Annotated in this window: 17 protein-coding genes, 1 tRNA gene and 1 pseudogene; 3 read left to right on the top strand and 16 right to left on the bottom strand. The window is 22.5% G+C overall.

The genetic code is table 11. The features are described 5' to 3' along the window. Positions 1 to 176: 176 nt before the first annotated feature. From D9V65_RS00490 to nth, 4 genes and pseudogenes are all read right to left on the bottom strand, one after another. Positions 177 to 1,709 (bottom strand): hypothetical protein, encoded by a 1,533-nt coding sequence (locus tag D9V65_RS00490; protein WP_158341638.1) that lies wholly within the window; start codon positions 1,707 to 1,709, stop codon positions 177 to 179. A gap of 204 nt (positions 1,710 to 1,913) precedes the next feature. Further along, positions 1,914 to 2,024 (bottom strand): annotated as a pseudogene (locus tag D9V65_RS02410) (hypothetical protein); the annotation flags it as partial. Further along, entirely contained in the window at positions 2,021 to 2,368 is a 348-nt protein-coding gene (locus tag D9V65_RS00485; RefSeq protein WP_158341637.1) for a hypothetical protein, read from the bottom strand. The pseudogene D9V65_RS02410 and the gene D9V65_RS00485, both read right to left, overlap by 4 nt. A gap of 168 nt (positions 2,369 to 2,536) precedes the next feature. Beyond that, complete coding sequence (nth, locus tag D9V65_RS00480; protein WP_158341636.1) at positions 2,537 to 3,166, bottom strand: endonuclease III; 630 nt, start codon at positions 3,164 to 3,166, stop codon at positions 2,537 to 2,539. Between the two features lie 992 nt (positions 3,167 to 4,158). Here nth and D9V65_RS00475 point away from each other — a divergent pair. Then, a tRNA-Val gene (locus D9V65_RS00475) sits at positions 4,159 to 4,231 on the top strand. A gap of 113 nt (positions 4,232 to 4,344) precedes the next feature. Beyond that, positions 4,345 to 5,754 (top strand): tRNA lysidine(34) synthetase TilS, encoded by a 1,410-nt coding sequence (gene tilS, locus D9V65_RS00470; protein ID WP_315984278.1) that lies wholly within the window; start codon positions 4,345 to 4,347, stop codon positions 5,752 to 5,754. A 64-nt stretch (positions 5,755 to 5,818) separates the two neighbouring features. Here the strand turns inward: tilS and metG are convergent, their stop codons facing one another. The 12 genes from metG to smrB all read right to left on the bottom strand — a co-directional run bounded on the left by metG (position 5,819) and on the right by smrB (position 18,351). Next, complete coding sequence (gene metG / locus D9V65_RS00465) at positions 5,819 to 7,468, bottom strand: methionine--tRNA ligase (protein WP_158341634.1); 1,650 nt, start codon at positions 7,466 to 7,468, stop codon at positions 5,819 to 5,821. 204 nt (positions 7,469 to 7,672) lie between these two features. Further along, positions 7,673 to 8,254: a dCTP deaminase gene (gene dcd / locus D9V65_RS00460; protein ID WP_158341633.1), complete on the bottom strand. Its 582-nt coding sequence runs from the start codon at positions 8,252 to 8,254 to the stop codon at positions 7,673 to 7,675. Positions 8,255 to 8,527: 273 nt separating this feature from the next. Beyond that, a complete protein-coding gene (gene gndA / locus D9V65_RS00455; RefSeq protein WP_158341632.1) occupies positions 8,528 to 9,937 on the bottom strand; it encodes an NADP-dependent phosphogluconate dehydrogenase in 1,410 nt (469 codons plus the stop codon). 186 nt (positions 9,938 to 10,123) lie between these two features. Then, entirely contained in the window at positions 10,124 to 10,741 is a 618-nt protein-coding gene (gene hisIE, locus D9V65_RS00450) for a bifunctional phosphoribosyl-AMP cyclohydrolase/phosphoribosyl-ATP diphosphatase HisIE (protein WP_158341631.1), read from the bottom strand. Beyond that, complete coding sequence (gene hisF, locus D9V65_RS00445) at positions 10,738 to 11,511, bottom strand: imidazole glycerol phosphate synthase subunit HisF (RefSeq protein WP_158341630.1); 774 nt, start codon at positions 11,509 to 11,511, stop codon at positions 10,738 to 10,740. Before hisF ends, hisIE begins: the two co-directional genes overlap by 4 nt. Beyond that, positions 11,505 to 12,230, bottom strand: a complete 726-nt coding sequence (gene hisA / locus D9V65_RS00440) for a 1-(5-phosphoribosyl)-5-[(5-phosphoribosylamino)methylideneamino]imidazole-4-carboxamide isomerase (protein ID WP_158341629.1) — start codon at positions 12,228 to 12,230, stop codon at positions 11,505 to 11,507. Before hisA ends, hisF begins: the two co-directional genes overlap by 7 nt. 4 nt (positions 12,231 to 12,234) lie before the next feature. Then, entirely contained in the window at positions 12,235 to 12,828 is a 594-nt protein-coding gene (gene hisH / locus D9V65_RS00435; RefSeq protein WP_158341628.1) for an imidazole glycerol phosphate synthase subunit HisH, read from the bottom strand. Then, positions 12,828 to 13,895 (bottom strand): bifunctional histidinol-phosphatase/imidazoleglycerol-phosphate dehydratase HisB, encoded by a 1,068-nt coding sequence (gene hisB, locus D9V65_RS00430; protein WP_158341627.1) that lies wholly within the window; start codon positions 13,893 to 13,895, stop codon positions 12,828 to 12,830. The genes hisH and hisB overlap by 1 nt, the downstream gene beginning before the upstream one ends. Positions 13,896 to 13,916: 21 nt before the next feature. Further along, complete coding sequence (gene hisC, locus D9V65_RS00425; protein WP_261978539.1) at positions 13,917 to 14,981, bottom strand: histidinol-phosphate transaminase; 1,065 nt, start codon at positions 14,979 to 14,981, stop codon at positions 13,917 to 13,919. Continuing rightward, a complete protein-coding gene (gene hisD, locus D9V65_RS00420; RefSeq protein ID WP_158341626.1) occupies positions 14,974 to 16,290 on the bottom strand; it encodes a histidinol dehydrogenase in 1,317 nt (438 codons plus the stop codon). Before hisD ends, hisC begins: the two co-directional genes overlap by 8 nt. Before the next feature lie 6 nt (positions 16,291 to 16,296). After that, positions 16,297 to 17,196 (bottom strand): ATP phosphoribosyltransferase, encoded by a 900-nt coding sequence (hisG, locus tag D9V65_RS00415; protein WP_158341625.1) that lies wholly within the window; start codon positions 17,194 to 17,196, stop codon positions 16,297 to 16,299. 642 nt (positions 17,197 to 17,838) lie between these two features. After that, positions 17,839 to 18,351, bottom strand: coding sequence for an endonuclease SmrB (smrB, locus tag D9V65_RS00410; RefSeq protein WP_158341624.1), 513 nt, complete (start codon positions 18,349 to 18,351; stop codon positions 17,839 to 17,841). Between the two features lie 197 nt (positions 18,352 to 18,548). Between smrB and aroC the strand changes: the two genes are divergently transcribed. After that, positions 18,549 to 19,631, top strand: a complete 1,083-nt coding sequence (gene aroC, locus D9V65_RS00405) for a chorismate synthase (protein WP_158341623.1) — start codon at positions 18,549 to 18,551, stop codon at positions 19,629 to 19,631. The last annotated feature ends 271 nt before the right edge of the window (positions 19,632 to 19,902 follow it).

Raw genomic sequence — 19,902 nt, 5'->3', positions numbered from 1 at the left:
TTTGATAGTTTAAACGTGAATTAGTAACTAATTACCATTATATATAATAATATATAAGATATAATCTTATCAGAAAATCGTATAGTTGTATTATTTTTATCTATTGATAATGAGTTTAATTAATTTAATGACTAAATTTTTTTTAATTAGTTATATATATTTAAAAAATAAGTTTGTTAATAGTTTACAGGATCTACTATAATAAGGATTTTGATTTTATAACGTAAAAAAATTTTTTTTGTTGATTGAAGAATAAAATTTAATATTTTATTTAAAAAGTTTTTGCAATAATATTGTAAAAGTATAGAAGAAGAATGTTGTTGTGTAAATTTATTAATTGAAAACATTGTACACGGCATTATTAGAAGGGAACCATTCGGTATTTTAAAATTATTCTTAATTAAACTATTTATTAACGATATTGCATATTGTACGTTTTTTGAAAAATTGCTTGTTATTTTTAATATAATATGTGTTGTATACGGTGGTAGTATATTATACTTTCTTAATTTTAGTAAATTATTAATAAATGAATAAAAACCTTTATACACTAATATATTAAGTGAGTGATTTTTAGAAAAGTATGTTGGAATAAATGTATTTGTTTTTTTTAATTTAGCAGAAACGTTATATGTGCAATTAATATACGCATGACTAAAAAATTCCATAGCACGAAATTTATAGTAGTAGAAATAATAGTCTAGATTAAAAAAAACAATATTTTTAATATTTGAAATAAAAGTTAAATTTTCTAATGAATCTGACATTAGAATTATTCTAGGGCTATTTTTAGTTAAATTAAGAATGTTTAAATAGTTTTTTGTTGTACAATTGTCATCTATTAAGTTAAAAAATAAAAATCTTATTTTTTTGAAAGTGATATTTAACAATTTATTTATGTTTTTTCTATTTATATTTAAAATATGTAAACAGTAAGATTGACAGTACATACATTTTACAAATTGTTTTATAATAGAAAAACAATTATGACAAAATAATTCTTCTTTTAGGGTATTCAATTTATAAAAATTATTACAAGTACTGCATTTCATAATTAGTGAACAATGTAAGCATATTAGTACAGAGAAAAAAATCATTTTTTTTGCAATAATAAGTATTGTTGTTTTTTGATTTTTTAAAGAAGAGTATATTTTTTTTATAATTTCAGTTGAAAAAATTCCATAACATTTTGATTTTTTCATGTCTATAATATTAGTAGTATTTTTTACATATTTAATATTTTTTTTGTACAAATTAAAATATAAATATTTTTTAGAATGTAATTTTTTTAAAGTAAGTAAATCTGGAGTTATAGATTCAAGAATTATAGGAATATTTTCTTGATAAGCTCTAATAATAGCTATAAATTTTGTATTGTAATAACACGGTTTTTGTTTTATATATTCAGTACTGTTTTCTTGATCTATTATAATTAAGCCTAGTCTACAAAAAGGAATAAAAATACCATTTGCTGTAGAAATGATAATTATATTTTTAATGATTTTAGCTTTTTCTAAAATATAGCATTTTTGTTTATTATTTAGTTTTGAATGATATACATCTATTGGAATATTATTCTTTTTTTTTAAAAAATACTTTATTTGAAATAAAGTGTTTACATTTGGAGTTAAAATTAAAGTTTGTTTTTTTTTTGTTGTTACTAGTTTTAGTATTTTTAAATATGTTTCTATTTTTAAAAAAAAATTCATTCCAATTAATGCTATTATTTTATAGTTTAAATTGCTAGTTAAGATTTTACTTAAAATTAATTTTGTAATTTCGTTTAATTTTATATATATATATTGTTTATTTAATTTATTTTTCCATATGTATAAATTATAATTTTTTATATGTAGAGTACATAAACCTTTTCTTTTTAGTTTGTAAAAAATACTTTCATATATTTTATGGTTAGAGTAATCATTTTTTTTTACGACATTTTTTTTTAATATAGATATAGCATATTTTTGTTTAGGAGCATTTTTTAAATTATTTGAATTAAAATTTTTTCCTTTTGTGGTTATTTTCCAATAAAAATCAAAATTTTTTTTTTATTGTATAACTTTGGGAGTATATTGAATGTTAATATTCCTATAGGACAGTGATAATATTTAGCTGTCCAATGTAATAAATTAATTATTTTGTTACTTATTGCATATTTTGTATCTAAAATTTTTATTATATATTTTATATTATAATTAGTTTTTTTATCTTTTTTAAAATAAATTTTAGATATAATTCCAATTAATTTTTTGTTTTTAAAAGGAACATATACTCTAGAACCTATTTTAGGGTTTAAATAAGGATGACAGTAGTAAAAAAATGTAGTTTTAATTGGTAAAAATAATATTACTTCTATAATGATCATATTTATTCCGACGAAATGTAATATAGAAATATGTGTGAACGTGTGTATTAATTTTGGCATAAATATGCACAAATTTATCGTATCAAGAAAAATATCACTAATATTTCAATATATTTCTAATATTAAAATATATATATATTTGATATAAAAAATTTAAATACAATAAATTTATTTATTTTTTTCATATTCACAATAGTATTTAATACAGCATTGATTACATATAGGATTTTTAGACTTACAAACATAACGGCCATGAAGTACAAACCAATGGTGTATTTTATGAATGTATTTTTTTGGAACAACTTTCATGAGTTTTTTTTCAACTATTTTTACATTTTTTCCTAGTGCAAAGTGACTTCTATTTGATACTCTAAATACATGTGTATCTACAGCTATAGTATTTATTTTATATAAAGTACTTAATATGACATTTGTTGTTTTTCTTCCTACTCCTGGAAGAGATTCTAAAAAAGATCTTTTATTAGGAACAAATCTCCATTTTTTTTTAATGAATATTTTAGATATATTAATGATATTTTCTGCCTTTTTGTTATATAATCCGATATTTTTTAAGTAATTTTTTAATTTAAAAATTCCTAACTTAATAAATTTTTCGGGTGTATTTGCGATAGGATATAAAATATTAGTAATATTATTTACGCTATGATCTTTAGTTTGAGCTGAAAGCATGACAGAAATCAATAGTTCAAAATCAGAATTAAAGTTTAATTCTGATTTTGGAAAAGGATTTTTAGTATTTAAAATATTTATTATTTTGAACCGTTTAGCATTATTCATAAAATTATTTTTAATTAATTAAATACACTTAAAAAAGTAAATTATTTTTACCATATGTTTTTATTAAAAAATTTAATATTGAATATTATAAGTATATAAATTTTTGTTATATTAAGTAGTTCTTAAGTAAATTACTTAAAATAAAAAATTACAAAATTATTTTTTGAAATAATATTTACATTATTTGTTATAAATTAATATACAAACTTTGTTTGTGAAAAAATGAAAAGCTAAGAATTTAAAGTTTGTTAATTTAATTTGATGATATTAAAGTAGTTTTTTAAAATTTAATAAAATATATGTAGGTATTTTATATTTAATTAATTTAACTTTTATGTTAAAGATTTTAACTGTATATATGAAGTTAATTTTTTATTAAATAAAAACTTTGGTGTATAATATTAAAATATATAGTACATATTTTAAACATATATAGAAATAACGTTTACTAATTTTTAATAATTTTAAGTACAAAATTCTTTAATTTAATATTTTAAATTATAAATACAATATAAATAATATTTTATAGTTAAAAATCTATATTTAAGTATGTAAATAGAAAATAAAAGAAAATAATTAGTACTTTTATTTTAAAAAAGACAATTGTATTATAGTAGATTAAAATGATATAATATATTCATTATTTAATATTAATAAATTTGATATATAGATATATAAATATATAGATATATAGATATATGTATATCGTAAAAATGATATTAATTGTTTTAATTGTTCTAAATAGAATATTATTGAACTATTATTATAAATATATTTGTTATTCCTAACAACATTTTAGACGTATAAATTACTTTTTATTATGGTTTAGCTATATGTCAATAATTAAAAATAAAATAGTATTTTACATTAATATATATATATATAGTATATAATATTTATTGGAAATTTTTGACATTATTTTTTACTGAATAATAAATTTATTTATCTTATTATAAGTAATATATTTCTATTTATTTTAGTGTAATATTATTGCGTCCGTAGTTCAGTTGGTAGAGCATCACTATGACATAGTGAAAGTCAGTGGTTCAAGTCCACTCGGACGTATAGAAACAACTATTAACCTATTATATTTAGTTAGTTTTTAAGTACAGTAAAAAATAAATTTTACATATTTATAAAAAAAATTATAGGTAAAATGTTTTTTTCATAAAAATTATATAGTTTATTTTTCAGAATTTTACAATTATAGGATTGTTTTAATATTTAAAAAAAACATATATAATTTTATACTTTATATATATTTACTACATGAAAAATTTAAAAAAAAAATTAATATTTATAAAAACAATTTAGTTTTAATAGCATATAGTGGTGGTATAGATTCTACTGTTTTATTATATAAGTTAATGGAATTAAAAAAACATTATTCTTTTATTAAGATTAGAGTGCTTCATATTAATTATAATAGTTTTAAACATTCATCAGATACAGTTAAACATTGTATTCAATTATGTAAAAAAAATAATTTAGAATTAATTATTAAAAATATAAAAAAAATACCTGTAAAAAAAAATTTTGAAGAAGTAGCTAGAGTTATTCGTTATAATATAATAAAAAAAGTATTAATTCCTAAAGAAGTGGTAATTACAGCACATCATTTAAATGATCAGTGCGAAACTTTTTTTTTATCTCTAAAAAGAGGAAGTGGTCCCACCGGATTATCAGGAATGAAATTAAATACTTTTTTAGATAAAGATAAATTATTAATTAGACCATTTCTTGATATATCTAAAAAGCAAATAGAGCATTTTGCAAATAAAAAAAAGTTAATTTGGATTACAGATCATAGTAATAATAATATTTACTATGATAGAAATTTTTTACGAAAAGAAATTATTCCTATTTTAGAAAAAAGATGGCCTTTTTTTCTAAAGACTTGTTTTAGATCTTCGACGATTTGTTCAGATTATGTAAACATTGCTAATAATCTTGCAAATAATTTTTTACAAAAAAATATGTTACTAGATTCATCATTAAATTTTTTTAATATGTTGTTTTTAGATGTTAGTATAAGGAAAGTAATATTACGAAATTGGTTTTTAAAAAATAAATTAAAAATGCCTTCTTATTCTGTAATTGAAAAAATTTTAAAAGAAGTGATAAATAGTAAAAAAGATGCAAATCCTAAAATAATTATTAATCAATTCGAAATAAGAAGATATAAAAAATACATATATATTTTTCCTGTATTACCTTCAGTAAATTCTTTAATATTAATATGGCATAATATAAATTGTCCTTTACAGTTACCTTACCGTTTTGGGTTTTTAGAAAACAATAGTTATGGGATGAAAATTCCAAGTCCTAAAAAAAATGATATTGTTAATATTAGATTCATAGTGTCTGGTCGAATATCTATCTTTGGAAGAAACGGCAGTAGACAAGTAAAAAAAATATTTCAAGAATTTAATATTCCTCCTTGGTATAGAAATAGAATTCCTTTGATATTTTATAACAGTGATTTTATAGCTGCACCTGGTATTTTTTTAGTAGATTGTATTGCAACTAAAAGAAATAAAAAATCATGTTTTATTTCTTGGAACAGTATGTTACTAAATAATACATAACATTATATATATATATATATATAGTGTATGTATTGTATTATTAATTTTAATGTTTTTATATTAATTAAGAATATTTATTATTTTTAATAAAATTAACAACATCTTTTTTATGAATTCTATTATATAAAGTAGAAAATGAAGAAATCTTATGATTTAATAATGGTCTTTTTATATTTTTCCAATTTAATTTAATAAGTAGAAATTTTTCAATTTTTTTAGATAGATCAGGCGTAATTGGTGTAATCCAAGTAGCAATAATACGAAATAAGTTTAAACTCATAGAACATATTTCATGTAACGTTTTTAGTTGGTTTTTATTGTTTAGTAAAGTCCACGGTTTTTTTTCGCTAAAATATGTGTTAGCAATATCTGCACATTTTATAATTTTTCGAGTAACAGCTCCAAACTCTCTTTTCTGATATAAATTTTCTATTAATTGAGAGTACTGTAATATTTTTTTATAAGTATGTATATCTGATAAATTTCTAGATAGAGTATTTTGAAAATATTTATGAATAAAACTAGAACTTCGAGATGCTAGATTAACTATTTTATTTACAATGTCAGTGTTTATTTTTTTATAAAAATCTTCTAAATTTATTTCAATATCTTGTATTGTTGAAGATGATTTACTAGCATAATAATATCGCAAACTATCTGAGTTAAATGTTTTAATCCAATTTTTAGCTAATATTGCTGATCCTTTAGATTTAGAAAGTTTTTTCCCATTTAAAGTTACATAACCATGTACAAATATATTTGTTGGTTTTCTATAAGAAATAGATGTTAGTATAGCAGGCCAAAATAGTGTATGAAAATAAATAATGTCTTTTCCTATAAAATGATAGAGTTCAGTAGATGTATTTTTTTTCCAGAATTCGTTGAATTGGATTTTTTTTTCTTTTTTACATAGTTTTTTAAATGTACTGATATATCCAATTGGTGCATCTAACCATACATAAAAATATTTGTTTATGTAATTTGGAATTAAAAACCCAAAATAAGGAGCATCTCTTGATATATTCCAATTTTTTAATCCAGTTTTAAACCATTCTTCAGTTTTATTCAATACAGATTTTTGAAGTTTTGTAGAACAAATCCATTTTTTTATTTTTTTTTCATATTTTTTTATATTAAAAAATAAGTGATTTGATGATTTTAAGATAGGCTTTTTATCTGATAGTAGAGAAATTGGATTTTTCAGATTAATAGCATCATAAGTAGCTCCACAAGATTCACAGTTATCTCCAAGTTGATTTTTTTTATAACAACTAGGACAATCTCCTTGAACTAATCTATCAGGTAAAAACATGTTGTTTTGTACATCGTATAATTGAGATATATTTTTTTTAATAATTAAATTTTTTTTTTCTAAAATATTAAAAATGGTATTAACTGTTTTTAAATTTTCTGAACTATGTGTAGAACTATATAAATTATATTTAATATTAAATTTAGAAAAATCAAGTTTGTGTTCAATGTAGTTTTTTTTAATTAGGTTATTGGGAGTGATACCTAATTCTTTTGATTTTAATAATATAGGAGTTCCGTGAGCATCATCGGCACAAATAAACCATACTTTATGTCCTGTCATTCTTAAATATTTAACCCAAATATCAGCTTGAATATGTTCTAAAAGATGACCTAGGTGTATAGATCCATTAGCATAAGGAAAAGCGCAGGTAACTAAAATTTTTTTTTTTGTTTTTTTCATAGTAAACTAATACGTAGATATGTATATATATATATTTATATGTATGTAAAAAATATATATATATAGCGATGATAGATTGAAATGTGTGTATATTATATATATATAATATTAAACACTATTATGAATAACAGATAATTATTTAAATAATATATGGTATAAAATTATATTAGCGTATTTATTAATATAAAAGTAAGTTAAAGATATTTAATCTTGGTTTATTCGACTACTTATAATGTTTCTTTGTCCAAAATATTTAGCATTGATACGACTGTTATAAGGAGTTTTTACTGGTTTAGATAATTTTTCAAAACTTATAGCGGCAATAAACATTCCTGGATATACAGCTAGCACTATATTACCTGAATTAAAAAATTCTAATACTATATTTCCTTTCCATCCAGGATCTATTCTATGAGAAGTAGCATGAATCATTAATCCTAATCTTGCTAATGAAGATTTTCCATCTAGCCAACCAACTAAGTTGTTTGGTAATGTTAATTCTTCCTGAGTCATAGCTAACGCAAACGCACCTGGTTGTAAAAAAAATGGTTGTTGCTTTTTTAAAATGATTTCATTACTCATTATTTTACTGAGTGTTTTATTAATATTTTTTTTAGATGCGTTTAAATTTATGAATGCAATGGAACGATTTTTTAGAGTTCTAAATCTATTACTTAAGGTAAGATCAACAGTGATTCCGTGAATGCAATTATCTTTTGGACGCGGAGTAATAACTAGTTTTTTTTTATTTAACCATAATTTAACATCTTCGTCGGATAATCTCATATTCATCCTATTTTTGTGTAAATAATACATATATTTTTATTATTAAATATAAATACAGAATTTTCAGTTTTTTTAAAGATATAGCACAATCAAAAAAATAGTTATAGTGTAAATTTATAGTTTTATAGACATAAAATTAAATTTTGTACAATAAAAAAAAATAAAAACTTTTAATAGAATTAATCGTAATACAATAGTACAGTTAATAACTGTTAAAATATATATTAAGTAAATATTTATATCTTTTTTTAATAAGTGTATTTTATATAAAATTTATATCCAGTTACTCGTGAATGAACCGTCTTTGTCGGTTCTATTATAAGTATGAGATCCAAAATAATCTCTTTGAGCTTGAATTAAATTTGTTGACAAAAAAGAAGAGTGGTATCCATCATAATAAGCTATAGAAGCAGATAGCACAGGTACTGGAATTTTTGTTTTTATTGCGTATGCTACTATTGAACGTAAAGATTCTTGATATTCTTTTGCAATAGAAGAAAAAAAAGAAGTTAGTAAAAGATTTTTTACATCTTTATTATTAGAAAATTCTTGACTAATTTTATTTAAAAAACTAGCTTGAATTATACATCCAGATCGAAAAATTTTAGAAATTTTACTTAGGTTTAGATTCCAATTATAGTGTTTACAAGCACTTTTTAATAAAGAAAAACCTTGCGAATAAGCAAGTATTTTACCTAGATATAAAGATTTTCGTATTTTTTCAATAAAGACTGGTTTATTTTTAATTATTGTTGTATTAGATGATTTAACATTTATATATTTTGATGCAATATTTCTTTCTGACGTTAGAGATGATAAATATCTAAAAAAAACAGATTCACTAATTAAAGATAGAGGTTGACCTAATTCTAAAGCGTTTTGTACTGTCCAAGTTCCAGTGCCTTTATTTCCTGCTTTATCGGATATTAAATCAATTAAATCTTTATTGGTTTGTAGGTCTTTTTTTAAAAAAATATTTTTTGTTATATTTATAAGATAACTATTTAATTCTCCTTTATTCCAATCAGAAAATATGTTAGATATATCTTTATTATTTAGATGTAAACCTATTTTTAATAAAGCATATACTTCTGAAATAAGTTGCATATCACTATATTCAATTCCATTGTGTATCATTTTTACATAATGACCTGATCCGTCTGGACCTATATAAGATACGCATGGTTCTCCTTGGTATTTAGCTGCTATTTTTTTGAATAAAGATTCTATTACTTTATATTGTTCTTTGTTTCCTCCAGGCATGATAGCTGGTCCTAATAGTGCACCTTCTGACCCTCCAGAAATACCTGTTCCAAAAAAATAGAATCCTTTTTTTTCTAAATTTTTATTTCTAACAATAGAATCCTTATAAAAAGAATTACCGCCATCAATTATAATATCTTGTTTATTAAGATAAGGAAGTATGTTATTAATAGTATTATCAGTAGCAATTCCAGATTGAACCATTAATATAATGCATCTAGGTTTTTTTAAAGATGAGATAAAATCTTTTATAGTAAAAAAAGGAATTATTTTTTTTTCAGAATTTTTTTTAAAAAAGCACTTTGTTTTGCTGCTAGTTCTATTAAATATAGACACTGTATAACCATTTCTTTCTATATTTAATACTAGATTACTTCCCATTACTCCTAATCCGATCACTCCAATTGTTTTATTTATCATATGTAATCCTGAGTGTATTAATATTTTTATAAAGAAATACTAGCTTAGATTAATTTAGTTATTATTTTTTATAATTATTTTTAATATTATATAGTTGTTTATTAAAATTTGATAAATTTATTTTTTTTTTGAATTAACTTCAAGATGAATCAATTAAAAATTATTATTATATAATAATATAGCTTTTTAATTTTTTTTAGCATTTCGTGTTTGTAAATTATGAATTATTTCTTTAAATTGTATTTTTTTAAAGTTTAACAAGACTAATAAATGATAAATTAAATCTGATGTTTCGTTTATCAAATCATTTTTTTCTTTAGTCATAGAAGACAATATAGTTTCTACTGCTTCTTCTCCTACTTTTTGTGCTATCTTTTGAATGCCTAATTTTAATAGTTTAGATGTATATGATTTTTTTTGATTGGTTTTTTTTTTATTTATTATTTTTTCTAAATAAAATAAAAATGAAAAATTTTCTATTTTTTTTGAAAAACAGCTGGGTTTATTTAAATGGCATGTATTTCCATAGGGTTTTACTACTATTAGTATAGTGTCCTGATCACAATCAGATGATATATTTTTTACTATTAAGTAATTTTTAGAGTTTTCTCCTTTAGTCCATAATCTATTTTTAGTTCTTGAATAAAAAGTAACTTTTTTTTCTTTTATTGTTTTTTTTAAAGATTCTCTATTTAGATATCCATGCATTAGTATTTCTCCAGATACATAATGCTGAATGATTCCAGGTATATATCCTTTTGTTTTTTCCCAATTTAAATTTTCTATATTTATTTTTAATGTCATAATCGAATTTCTATACCCTTTTTATTTAAAAATTTTTTTAAATTTTGTATATTAATAATTTTTTTATGAAATACTGAAGCAGCTAATGCTCCATCTACATTAGTTTTTTTGAATAGATCATAAAAATGATTTTTTGTTCCAGCTCCACCGGATGCTATAAGGGGTATTTTGCATAAATTTCGAATTTTTTTAAGTTGTTCAACATCGTATCCGTTGTTTACTCCATCTTGGTTCATAGTATTTATTACGATTTCTCCAGCACCTCTATCTTGAACTTCTTTAACCCAAGATTCTGTTGTTAATTTTGTTTTTATGATCGTTTTATTACTTCCAGTATATTGGTATACTTCATAGCATTTTGTTTCATTATTAAACCAAGAATCTATTCCAATAACTACACATTGAACACCAAATGTATTGGATATTTTATTTATTAGATTAGGGTTAGAAATAGCAGGAGAATTAATTGATATTTTATCAGCGCCTAAAGACAATATTTTTCTTGCATCATCTACAGAATTAATTCCTCCTGCAACACAAAAAGGAATAGTTATAATTTCGGCAATGTTTTTTATCCAACGTTGATTTACTAGATATTTTTTTGAGGAAGCTGTAATGTCATAAAAAACTATTTCATCAGCATCTTCTTTAAGATATCTTAAAATAAGAGGTAGTATTTCTCCTATAATTTTATGATTACGAAATTTTACTCCTTTAACTACTTTTCCATTTTTGACATCTAAACATGGAATAATTCTTTTTGCTAGCACGTTATTGCCTCTGATAAAGTAAAATTTTTTTCTAATAGCGAACGACCAATAATGATTCCTTTTACATTAGTTTTTTTTAACGTAATAATATCTGATATTTTACTAATTCCACCAGAAGATTGAAAATGAATAGTTTTAAACTTTTTTGTTATTTCTTTATATAATGTAAAATTAGGTCCGTTTAAAGTGCCGTCTTTTGATATGTCAGTACATAAAACATGTTTTAATCCAATTTTTATAAATTGTTGAATTACTTCTTCTAAAACTAAATTAGTTTTTTTTTTCCAACCATTAATTTTTATAAATTTTTTTCTTTCATCATTAATAATTATATCTAATGCTAGTACAATGGTTTCAGATCCATATTCTTTTATCCAATTTGTAAACTTTTCAGGATGTGTTATTGCGGAAGATCCTATAACAATTCTTTTTGCTCCAATAGATAATAATTCTTCAATATTTTTTTTACTTCTTATTCCTCCTCCTATTTGTACAGGAGTATTAAGATTTTTTAATAAAGTTTTTATTTTTTTTGTTTGTCTCTTATTAGGATTGCTAGCAGCATCTAAATCAACAATATGTATAATAGATACATTTTTTGTATCATATAAACGGATTAGATCTTGTGCAGATAAATCATATATTTTTTTTTTTTTATAATTTCCTTGGAATAGTCTTACCACTTTATTATTTATTAAATCTATAGCAGGAATAATCATTTTTTTAAATTTCCAAAAAGTTTTTTATTAGTTGTTGACCATATTTTCCAGATTTTTCTGGATGAAATTGAACACCATAAAAGTTTTTTTTTTGTATAGATGCACTAAATAGGTTTCCATAGTATGCTTTAGAAGTGGTATAGGAACATATCGGTACTTGATAAGTATGGATAAAGTAAAAATGTGATCCATTTTTTATTCCTTGAAATATATTTTCATCACTGTTGTAATATACGTTATTCCATCCAATATGAGGTATTGGTAATGTGTTATTACTTAACAATTTTTGGACATGCATATCTAATACGTTTAACATATTAGTTCCATTATTTTCATCACTGATTTTACATAACAGTTGCATTCCTAAGCAAATTCCTAATACAGGTTTTTTATATTCACGTAATACGTTATATAAGTCATTATTATATATAGATTCCATAGCTGTTAAAGCGGTTCCGACTCCAGGTATAAATAATTTATCTGCATTTTTTATTGTATTTTTATTTGAACTAACAGTAGAAAAAAAACCTAATCTTTTTATAGAACATATTAATGAAAATGTATTAGAACATTTTGTATCCAAAATTACTATTTTCATTATAGTATTCCTTTAGAACTAGGTGTTAATATTTTTTTATTTATTTTTGTAGCTTGATATAATGTTTTTCCAAAAACTTTAAATAGGCTTTCTGCAATATGATGGTCATTTTTTCCTTTAGCCTTTATATGAAGAGTAATCTTCATAGAGTATGATAAGGAATAAAAAAAATGTTCTATCATTTCTGTACTTAAATCACCTATTTTTTGATATTTAAAAATAGCATTGAATTTTAAAAAAGGTCTTCCTGATATATCCATAATACATTTTGCAATGCATTCATCCATAGGAAGAGTAAATCCATATCTTTCCAAACCAATTTTGTTTTTTAATATTTTACGTAACGTTTGTCCAATAACAATTCCAGTATCTTCTATTAAATGATGGTCATCTGGATCTATTTTTTGTGTACATTGAACATTGAAGTATAGATTACCATGTATAGAAATCTGTTCTAGCATATGGTCAAAAAATTTTATTCCAGTATTAATAGTACTGTTTTTATTTGAATTGAGTTTTATTGTTATTGAAATATGTGTTTCTTTAGTATTTCTAATAATTTTAGCAAATCTGTTATAAATAATTTTTTTCTTTATAGAACTCCATCCATTTTTTTCTCTATTATACAAAAATCCGGGTATTCCTATATTTTTAGCAAATTCTATGTCTGTATTTCTATCTCCGATAACATAGCTATTTTTTTTATCTATTGTATTTTTTTTTAACCAAGGTTCAATCAATTTTAATTTTGGTTTTCGACAAGAACAGTTTTTTTGTAATGTATGAGGACAGATTAAAACTTGATCAAAAATTATTCCTTGAGATTTAAAAATATTAATCATAAAATTATGAGGCATATAAAAATTAGATAATGGAAAGTTAAGACTTCCTAAACCATCTTGGTTAGTAACAATTATAAAAATGTAATTATGCTGTTTTAGTTCAAGTAAAGAAGAAATTACATATGGTTCAAATTCTAATTTTTGAATAGAATCTACTTGAAAATCCATTTTTGGTTCAGATATTAATGTTCCGTCTCTATCTATAAATAGAACTTTTTTAAGCATTTTTTTTCTCTTAAATAGGGTTTAAGAATTTAAATTTTTTAGAGTTTCAATTATTTTTTTACATTCCGAGTGTGTTCCTATAGATATTCTTAAACATCCTCTTAGCATAGGTACATTATGTTGATCACGGACAATAATACCATTTCTTTGTAAAACAAAAAAAATTTTTTTCACGTAAAGTGTTTTTATTAAAATAAAGTTGGCGTAACTAGTAAATACTTCTTGAATTAGTTTTATTTTTTTTAATTTATGAAATAACCAAAAACGGTTGAAATTAATAGTAATAATATGCTTTTTAAGCAAATTTATATTTTTAGGAGAAAAAAAAGAATAAGCTATTTTGTATGTTGGATATGGTATTGGATATGGAGCTATGATTTTCGAAATTATATTTATAATTTTAGAAGAAGCTAATATAAACCCGCATCGAATACCGGCTAATCCAAATGCTTTAGATAAAGTTCTTAATATGATTAAATTTTTAAATTCTTTTATCCATCCAGAAAGATTATCTGTTATACAAAAATCAATATATGCTTCGTCAATGACAATAAAAAATTTGTTTTTAGACAGTTTTAATATAGAATAGATTGTTTTTTTGTTTATTAGATGTCCAGTAGGATTATTTGGTCTACATATAAATATAATTTTTACATTTTTTATGTTAGAAATAATTCTATTAATAGAAATGTTTTTCTCCCATAACATAAATATTTTTTTATTTTGTATTCCCGCAATTTTTGCAATAATATCATACATACCATATGTAGGAGGGATAGTTATTATTGAATCTTTGTTTCTTTCACAAAATACTCGAATTAATAAATCAATTCCTTCATCTGCACCTCGAGTAATTAATATGTTTTTTTTTGGTATTTTAGAGTAAAGAGAATATGCTAAGAGTAATTTTTCCGGTTGAAAATGAGGATATCGATTTAGTTTTTTGAATGATATAGATAGTTTACTTAAATAAGGTGATTCATTTGCGTTTAACCATATTTTCCCATTTCCTCCAATCTTTCTTGCTGATTGATATCCTGTTAAGTTTTTAATATATTTTGGAATTATGTTATAAATATTAGACATTATTTTTTCCTTTCATTAAATATTTAAATCTGCATTTCATAGCATTTTTATGAGCTTCTAGTTTTTCGTATGAAGATAATACAGTGACACTATTATATATTTTTAAAAATCCTGATGGGGTTAATTCTTGAATAGTAATGTATTTTTGAAAATCAGATAATCCTAGTCCAGAATTAACTATTGCTGATCCGTATGTAGGTAAAACATGATTAGTACCAGAAGAGTAATCTCCAACTGATTCAGGGGACCATGGTCCTAGAAATACTGATCCTGCATTTTTTATTTTTGCTAAAAATGATCTAGGATTGAGAATATTGAGTATTAAATGTTCCGGAGCATAAAGATTAGAAATTTTTATAGCTTCGTCTATATTGTTTACAACGATAAATCTACTATTTTTTATAGAACAAGTTAATATTTTTTTTCTAAAAGATTTTTTTATTTCTTCGTTTATTTTGTTAATAACGTTTTTAATAAGTACGAGACTATATGATAGTAAAATGACTTGTGAATCGGGTCCATGTTCAGCTTGAGATAAAAGATCCCAAGCAACAAAATCTGAATTTGCAAATTCATCGGCAATAATCATTAATTCAGATGGTCCAGCTAGCATGTCAATTTCAAGATTCGGAATTAAGTTTTTAACCTGACGTTTAGCTTCTGTGACGTATGAGTTACCAGGTCCGAATATTTTATTAACTTTAGGAACTTGATTAGTTCCGAATGCAAAAGCAGCAATGGCTTGAGCTCCACCCATTTGAAATATATTTTTTATTCCGCATATTTGAGCAGAATAAAGTATTTCTTTAGAAATAGGAGGTGGAGAACATAGGTAAACGTTTTTGCATTTTGCTATATAAGCAGGAATTGATAACATGAGTACAGTAGAAATTAACGGAGTATTCCCTCCCGGAATGTATAAACCAATAGAGTTTATTGGAGTTGTAATTTTTTGGCATCGTATTCCTTTTTTAGTTTCAATGTCTATATCTTTATTTTTTTGCTCAATATGAAATTTTTCTATATTAGATTTAGCTAATAAAATAGATTTTTTTAAATCTTCTTCTATATCTATTATTGACGTATGAAGTTTTCTTTTGTCTATTTGTACTTTTTTTATTTTTTGTTTATCTAGTAGAAATGTATATTTATATAGAGAGGTATCACCAAAATATTTAATATCATTTAATATAGTTTTAACTGTTTTTTGGATTTCTTTTTTTGTACGTAATATTGGTCTAAGTAATAATAATTGTTTTTTTTTATTATCGATAGTATTCCATATATAAATATTGTTTAGTAATTGCATAGCATTTTACTCCAGCATTTTTTCTATAGGTAAAACTAAAATAGAGCTAGCTCCTAATGATTTTAATTTTTCCATTGTTTCCCAAAATACTGTTTCACTACTAACCATATGCATTGCTACTCGGTTTTTTTCTCCAGCTAATTTTAAAATAGTAGGATTTTCGGCACCGTGTAATAGTGAAATAATTTCGTTTAATTTTGAAATAGGCGCGTGCAACATAATATATTTAGATTCTCTAGCTTTTATAACGCCATTTATTCTATTCATAAGTTTATTAATAATAATTTGCTTACTATTTTCGATATGTCCTAATCTGCAAATAACACAAGCTTGAGAGTTAAATACAGTTTGAACTTCTTTCAAATCGTTGGCTTCTAAAGTAGTTCCTGTAGATACGAGGTCGCAAATGACATCTGCTAAACCAGCACGAGGAGCTACTTCTACTGATCCATTTAAAATACATAATTTAAATGGAATAGATTTTTTATAAAAGAATTGTGTAACTAAGTTAGGATAAGAAGAAGCTATTCTCTTATTTTTTAAACTATCTAGTCCGTAGTAAGCAGAATTTTTAGGTATAGCTAATGATAATCTGCATATTCCAAAGTCAAGTCGTATTAATAAATTATAGAATTTTTTTTTCTTTACATTGTCTTTTATAAATAGTTTTTCTTCTAATACGTTTTCTCCAACAATACCTAAATCTACTACTTTATCAACAATTAACCCAGGTATATCATCATCTCGAACACATAGTATGTCTATTGGCATATTTTCAGCAAAAGCAATTAATTGATTATGTTGGAAATTAATTTTAATTCCACATTTTATAAGTAGATTATATGATTCGCTACTTAATCTTCCTGATTTTTGCAAAGCAATACGTAGTCTATTTTTTTCTAGCATATTTATTCCTCATAAAAAAAAATATAGAATATTTTATAATTAAAACAAATAATTTTAATTTTAGAAATTAATAAATACGTGCATTGTGATTAATAATATAAACTTTATAAAGAATGATATATAAAATTTTTACTATTACATATAGAGAAATAAATTTATGTTTTATTTAATCTAATAGTATATATGATATTTTAAGAAAAAAAAAAATATATAAATACAGTATTGTTATTTATTTATATATAAATAATATTACTTTAAATTTTTTGATATTTTAAGTTTAGTATTCATGTATGAAAAAAAGTTTTTTCATACATTTATACATAGTTATTGTCAATGTTTTTGTAATTAGTTAAATATATATATATAAAATATATATATATAACAGAATTTATTTGAATAAAATAAAAATTTTTATATCTATATGCTTAACGTTAGAAGAAATAAAAGAATGTTTAAATAAATGTAGATACATTTTTACTTTTTTAGTATGGCAGTATTTTAAATACAGAAATTAAATAATATTTAATGATAAATTTTTTTGTTATATAATAAACTATAATAGTTAACGTTATTAACTGATTGTTGTAAATTTTTATATTTGATAATTATTTAAGATTAGTAAAGATTAATTTTTAAATAATTTTAAATAGAAATATCTATTAAAAGAAAAAGAGTAGTTTGGTTTTTATTTAATTTACACGGTGCTCTATGAAAAGCAATAGTGTCTGGGTGTTGAACTAACCATAAAGGAATTTGTTTTTTTAAAATGTTTTTTCCATGACCATGAATTATTCCTGCACAAGATAAATTTTCTTTATGGCATATAAAAAACAATTTTCCTAGTTCTTTTTTAGCTTGATACTGATTTAATCCATGTACATCTATGAAAATTTCAGGTACATAGTATCCTTGACTTAATTTTTTTAGTTTTTTTATGTTTTTTTTATCTCGAACATAACTTACTGTATTTTCATTATATAGTTTTAATGGAGTAGTATAAGAAAATAGATAACTATGTATTTCTTCTTCTTGAAGTTTTTTTTTAAAGAAAAAATTTCTTTTTTTTAAAATTTTTTTAGGTTTAAAAACAGTATCTTGAACTATTTTTTTTGTTCCATGTAAATATTTTTTTAAAATTTTTTTGTTATTGTACATAGTGTTGAGCGATATCTATATATTTATATTTTAAAACAATTAAAAACATAATTTTATCATGAAAATAAAAATATTTATAGAATTTTAATATAAATCTCATATATGTATATATATTTATATATATAAATAAAAAAGATCATTATTATAATAATGAATTAATAATATTAATAATAATTAAATATAGAATAAGGATTTTTATGTCTGGAAATAGTATTGGAAAAAATTTTTGTGTAACTACATTTGGAGAATCTCATGGAACAGCATTAGGTTGTATTGTAGATGGTGTTCCTTCTGGATTAGAATTAAATAATTTAGATTTACAAAAAGAGCTTGATAGAAGACGTCCTGGTCAATCAAAATATACTACTCAGCGTAGAGAAATGGATGTAGTAGAAATTCTTTCTGGGGTATTTAATGGAATGACTACAGGTACTAGTATAGGTTTAATAGTAAAAAACACTGATCAACGTTCTAAAGATTATTTTAAGTTTCAAGATATTTATAGACCTGGACATGCAGATTTTACATATTCTATGAAATATGGAAATAGAGATTTTAGAGGAGGAGGTCGTTCGTCTGCAAGAGAAACTGTTATGCGAGTTGCAGCTGGAGCTATTGCTAAAAAATATCTTTTTGTAAATTATGGAATAACTGTACAGGGTTATTTAAGTCAATTAGGTCCAATTAAATGTAAATTTGTTTCTTGGGATTATGTAGATAAAAATTCTTTTTTTTGTCCAAACGAAGAAGATTTAAAAAATCTTGATTGCTTTATAAGGTGTATAAAAAAAGAAGGTAATTCAATTGGTGCAAAAGTAAGAGTGATAGTAAAAAATGTTCCTATCGGGTTAGGAGAACCTGTTTTTGATAAACTAGATGCTGATTTATCTCATGCGGTTATGGGAATAAATGCTGTAAAAGGAGTAGAAATAGGAGATGGATTTAAAGTAGTAAAACAGAAAGGAAATGAACATAGAGATGAAATGTCACGAGATGGTTTTTTAAGTAATAGAAGCGGTGGTATATTAGGTGGTATTAGCAATGGAGAGAATATTGTAGTAACAGCTGCTATAAAACCTACTTCTAGTATAAAAATATTAGGAAGAACAATTAATTATAAAAAAGAAGAAACAAGTATTAGTGTATCAGGAAGACATGATCCTTGCGTTGGTATTAGAGCAGTTCCTATTGTAGAATCGATGATAGCAATAGTTATTATGGATCATATTTTGAGATATAAAGCTCAAAAAGCTGATACAAAAATAAATATTAATAATTGATATATGTTTATATGTATTATTAAGCAACTTTTTTATATAAATAAATTTATAAAAGATTTAAGTTAAACACGAAATATAGAAAAATAATATACATAAATATATGTTAATGTAATTTAATTTAGTTTTTAATATTACATATTTACATTATATGTTTACTTGCATCTTACAAATATATCTATAGGATGTAGAGTGTAAATATTATATTAATAATATAATTATTTATAATAATTTTATTACTATTCTTAAATTTATAAGTCTGATTCTTAAGGAG

The sequence above is a fragment of the Buchnera aphidicola (Anoecia oenotherae) genome (assembly GCF_005080765.1).
GTDB classification, from domain to species: Bacteria; Pseudomonadota; Gammaproteobacteria; order Enterobacterales; family Enterobacteriaceae; genus Buchnera_E; species Buchnera_E aphidicola_AB.
The sequence above is the reverse complement of the archived record's forward strand: the minus strand, read 5'-3'. Positions and strand labels throughout refer to the sequence as shown.

Bases quoted from the DNA above. Each gene is read 5' to 3' on its own strand.
- D9V65_RS00490 (WP_158341638.1), bottom strand. From the start codon at position 1,709: ATGAATTTTTTTTTAAAAATAGAAACATATTTAAAAATACTAAAACTA.
- D9V65_RS00485 (WP_158341637.1), bottom strand. From the start codon at position 2,368: ATGATCATTATAGAAGTAATATTATTTTTACCAATTAAAACTACATTT.
- nth (WP_158341636.1), bottom strand. From the start codon at position 3,166: ATGAATAATGCTAAACGGTTCAAAATAATAAATATTTTAAATACTAAA.
- metG (WP_158341634.1), bottom strand. From the start codon at position 7,468: ATGAAAAAAACAAAAAAAAAAATTTTAGTTACCTGCGCTTTTCCTTAT.
- dcd (WP_158341633.1), bottom strand. From the start codon at position 8,254: ATGAGATTATCCGACGAAGATGTTAAATTATGGTTAAATAAAAAAAAA.
- gndA (WP_158341632.1), bottom strand. From the start codon at position 9,937: ATGATAAATAAAACAATTGGAGTGATCGGATTAGGAGTAATGGGAAGT.
- hisIE (WP_158341631.1), bottom strand. From the start codon at position 10,741: ATGACATTAAAAATAAATATAGAAAATTTAAATTGGGAAAAAACAAAA.
- hisA (WP_158341629.1), bottom strand. From the start codon at position 12,230: ATGATTATTCCTGCTATAGATTTAATAAATAATAAAGTGGTAAGACTA.
- hisH (WP_158341628.1), bottom strand. From the start codon at position 12,828: ATGAAAATAGTAATTTTGGATACAAAATGTTCTAATACATTTTCATTA.
- hisB (WP_158341627.1), bottom strand. From the start codon at position 13,895: ATGCTTAAAAAAGTTCTATTTATAGATAGAGACGGAACATTAATATCT.
- hisC (WP_261978539.1), bottom strand. From the start codon at position 14,981: ATGTCTAATATTTATAACATAATTCCAAAATATATTAAAAACTTAACA.
- hisD (WP_158341626.1), bottom strand. From the start codon at position 16,290: ATGCAATTACTAAACAATATTTATATATGGAATACTATCGATAATAAA.
- hisG (WP_158341625.1), bottom strand. From the start codon at position 17,196: ATGCTAGAAAAAAATAGACTACGTATTGCTTTGCAAAAATCAGGAAGA.
- smrB (WP_158341624.1), bottom strand. From the start codon at position 18,351: ATGTACAATAACAAAAAAATTTTAAAAAAATATTTACATGGAACAAAA.
- aroC (WP_158341623.1), top strand. From the start codon at position 18,549: ATGTCTGGAAATAGTATTGGAAAAAATTTTTGTGTAACTACATTTGGA.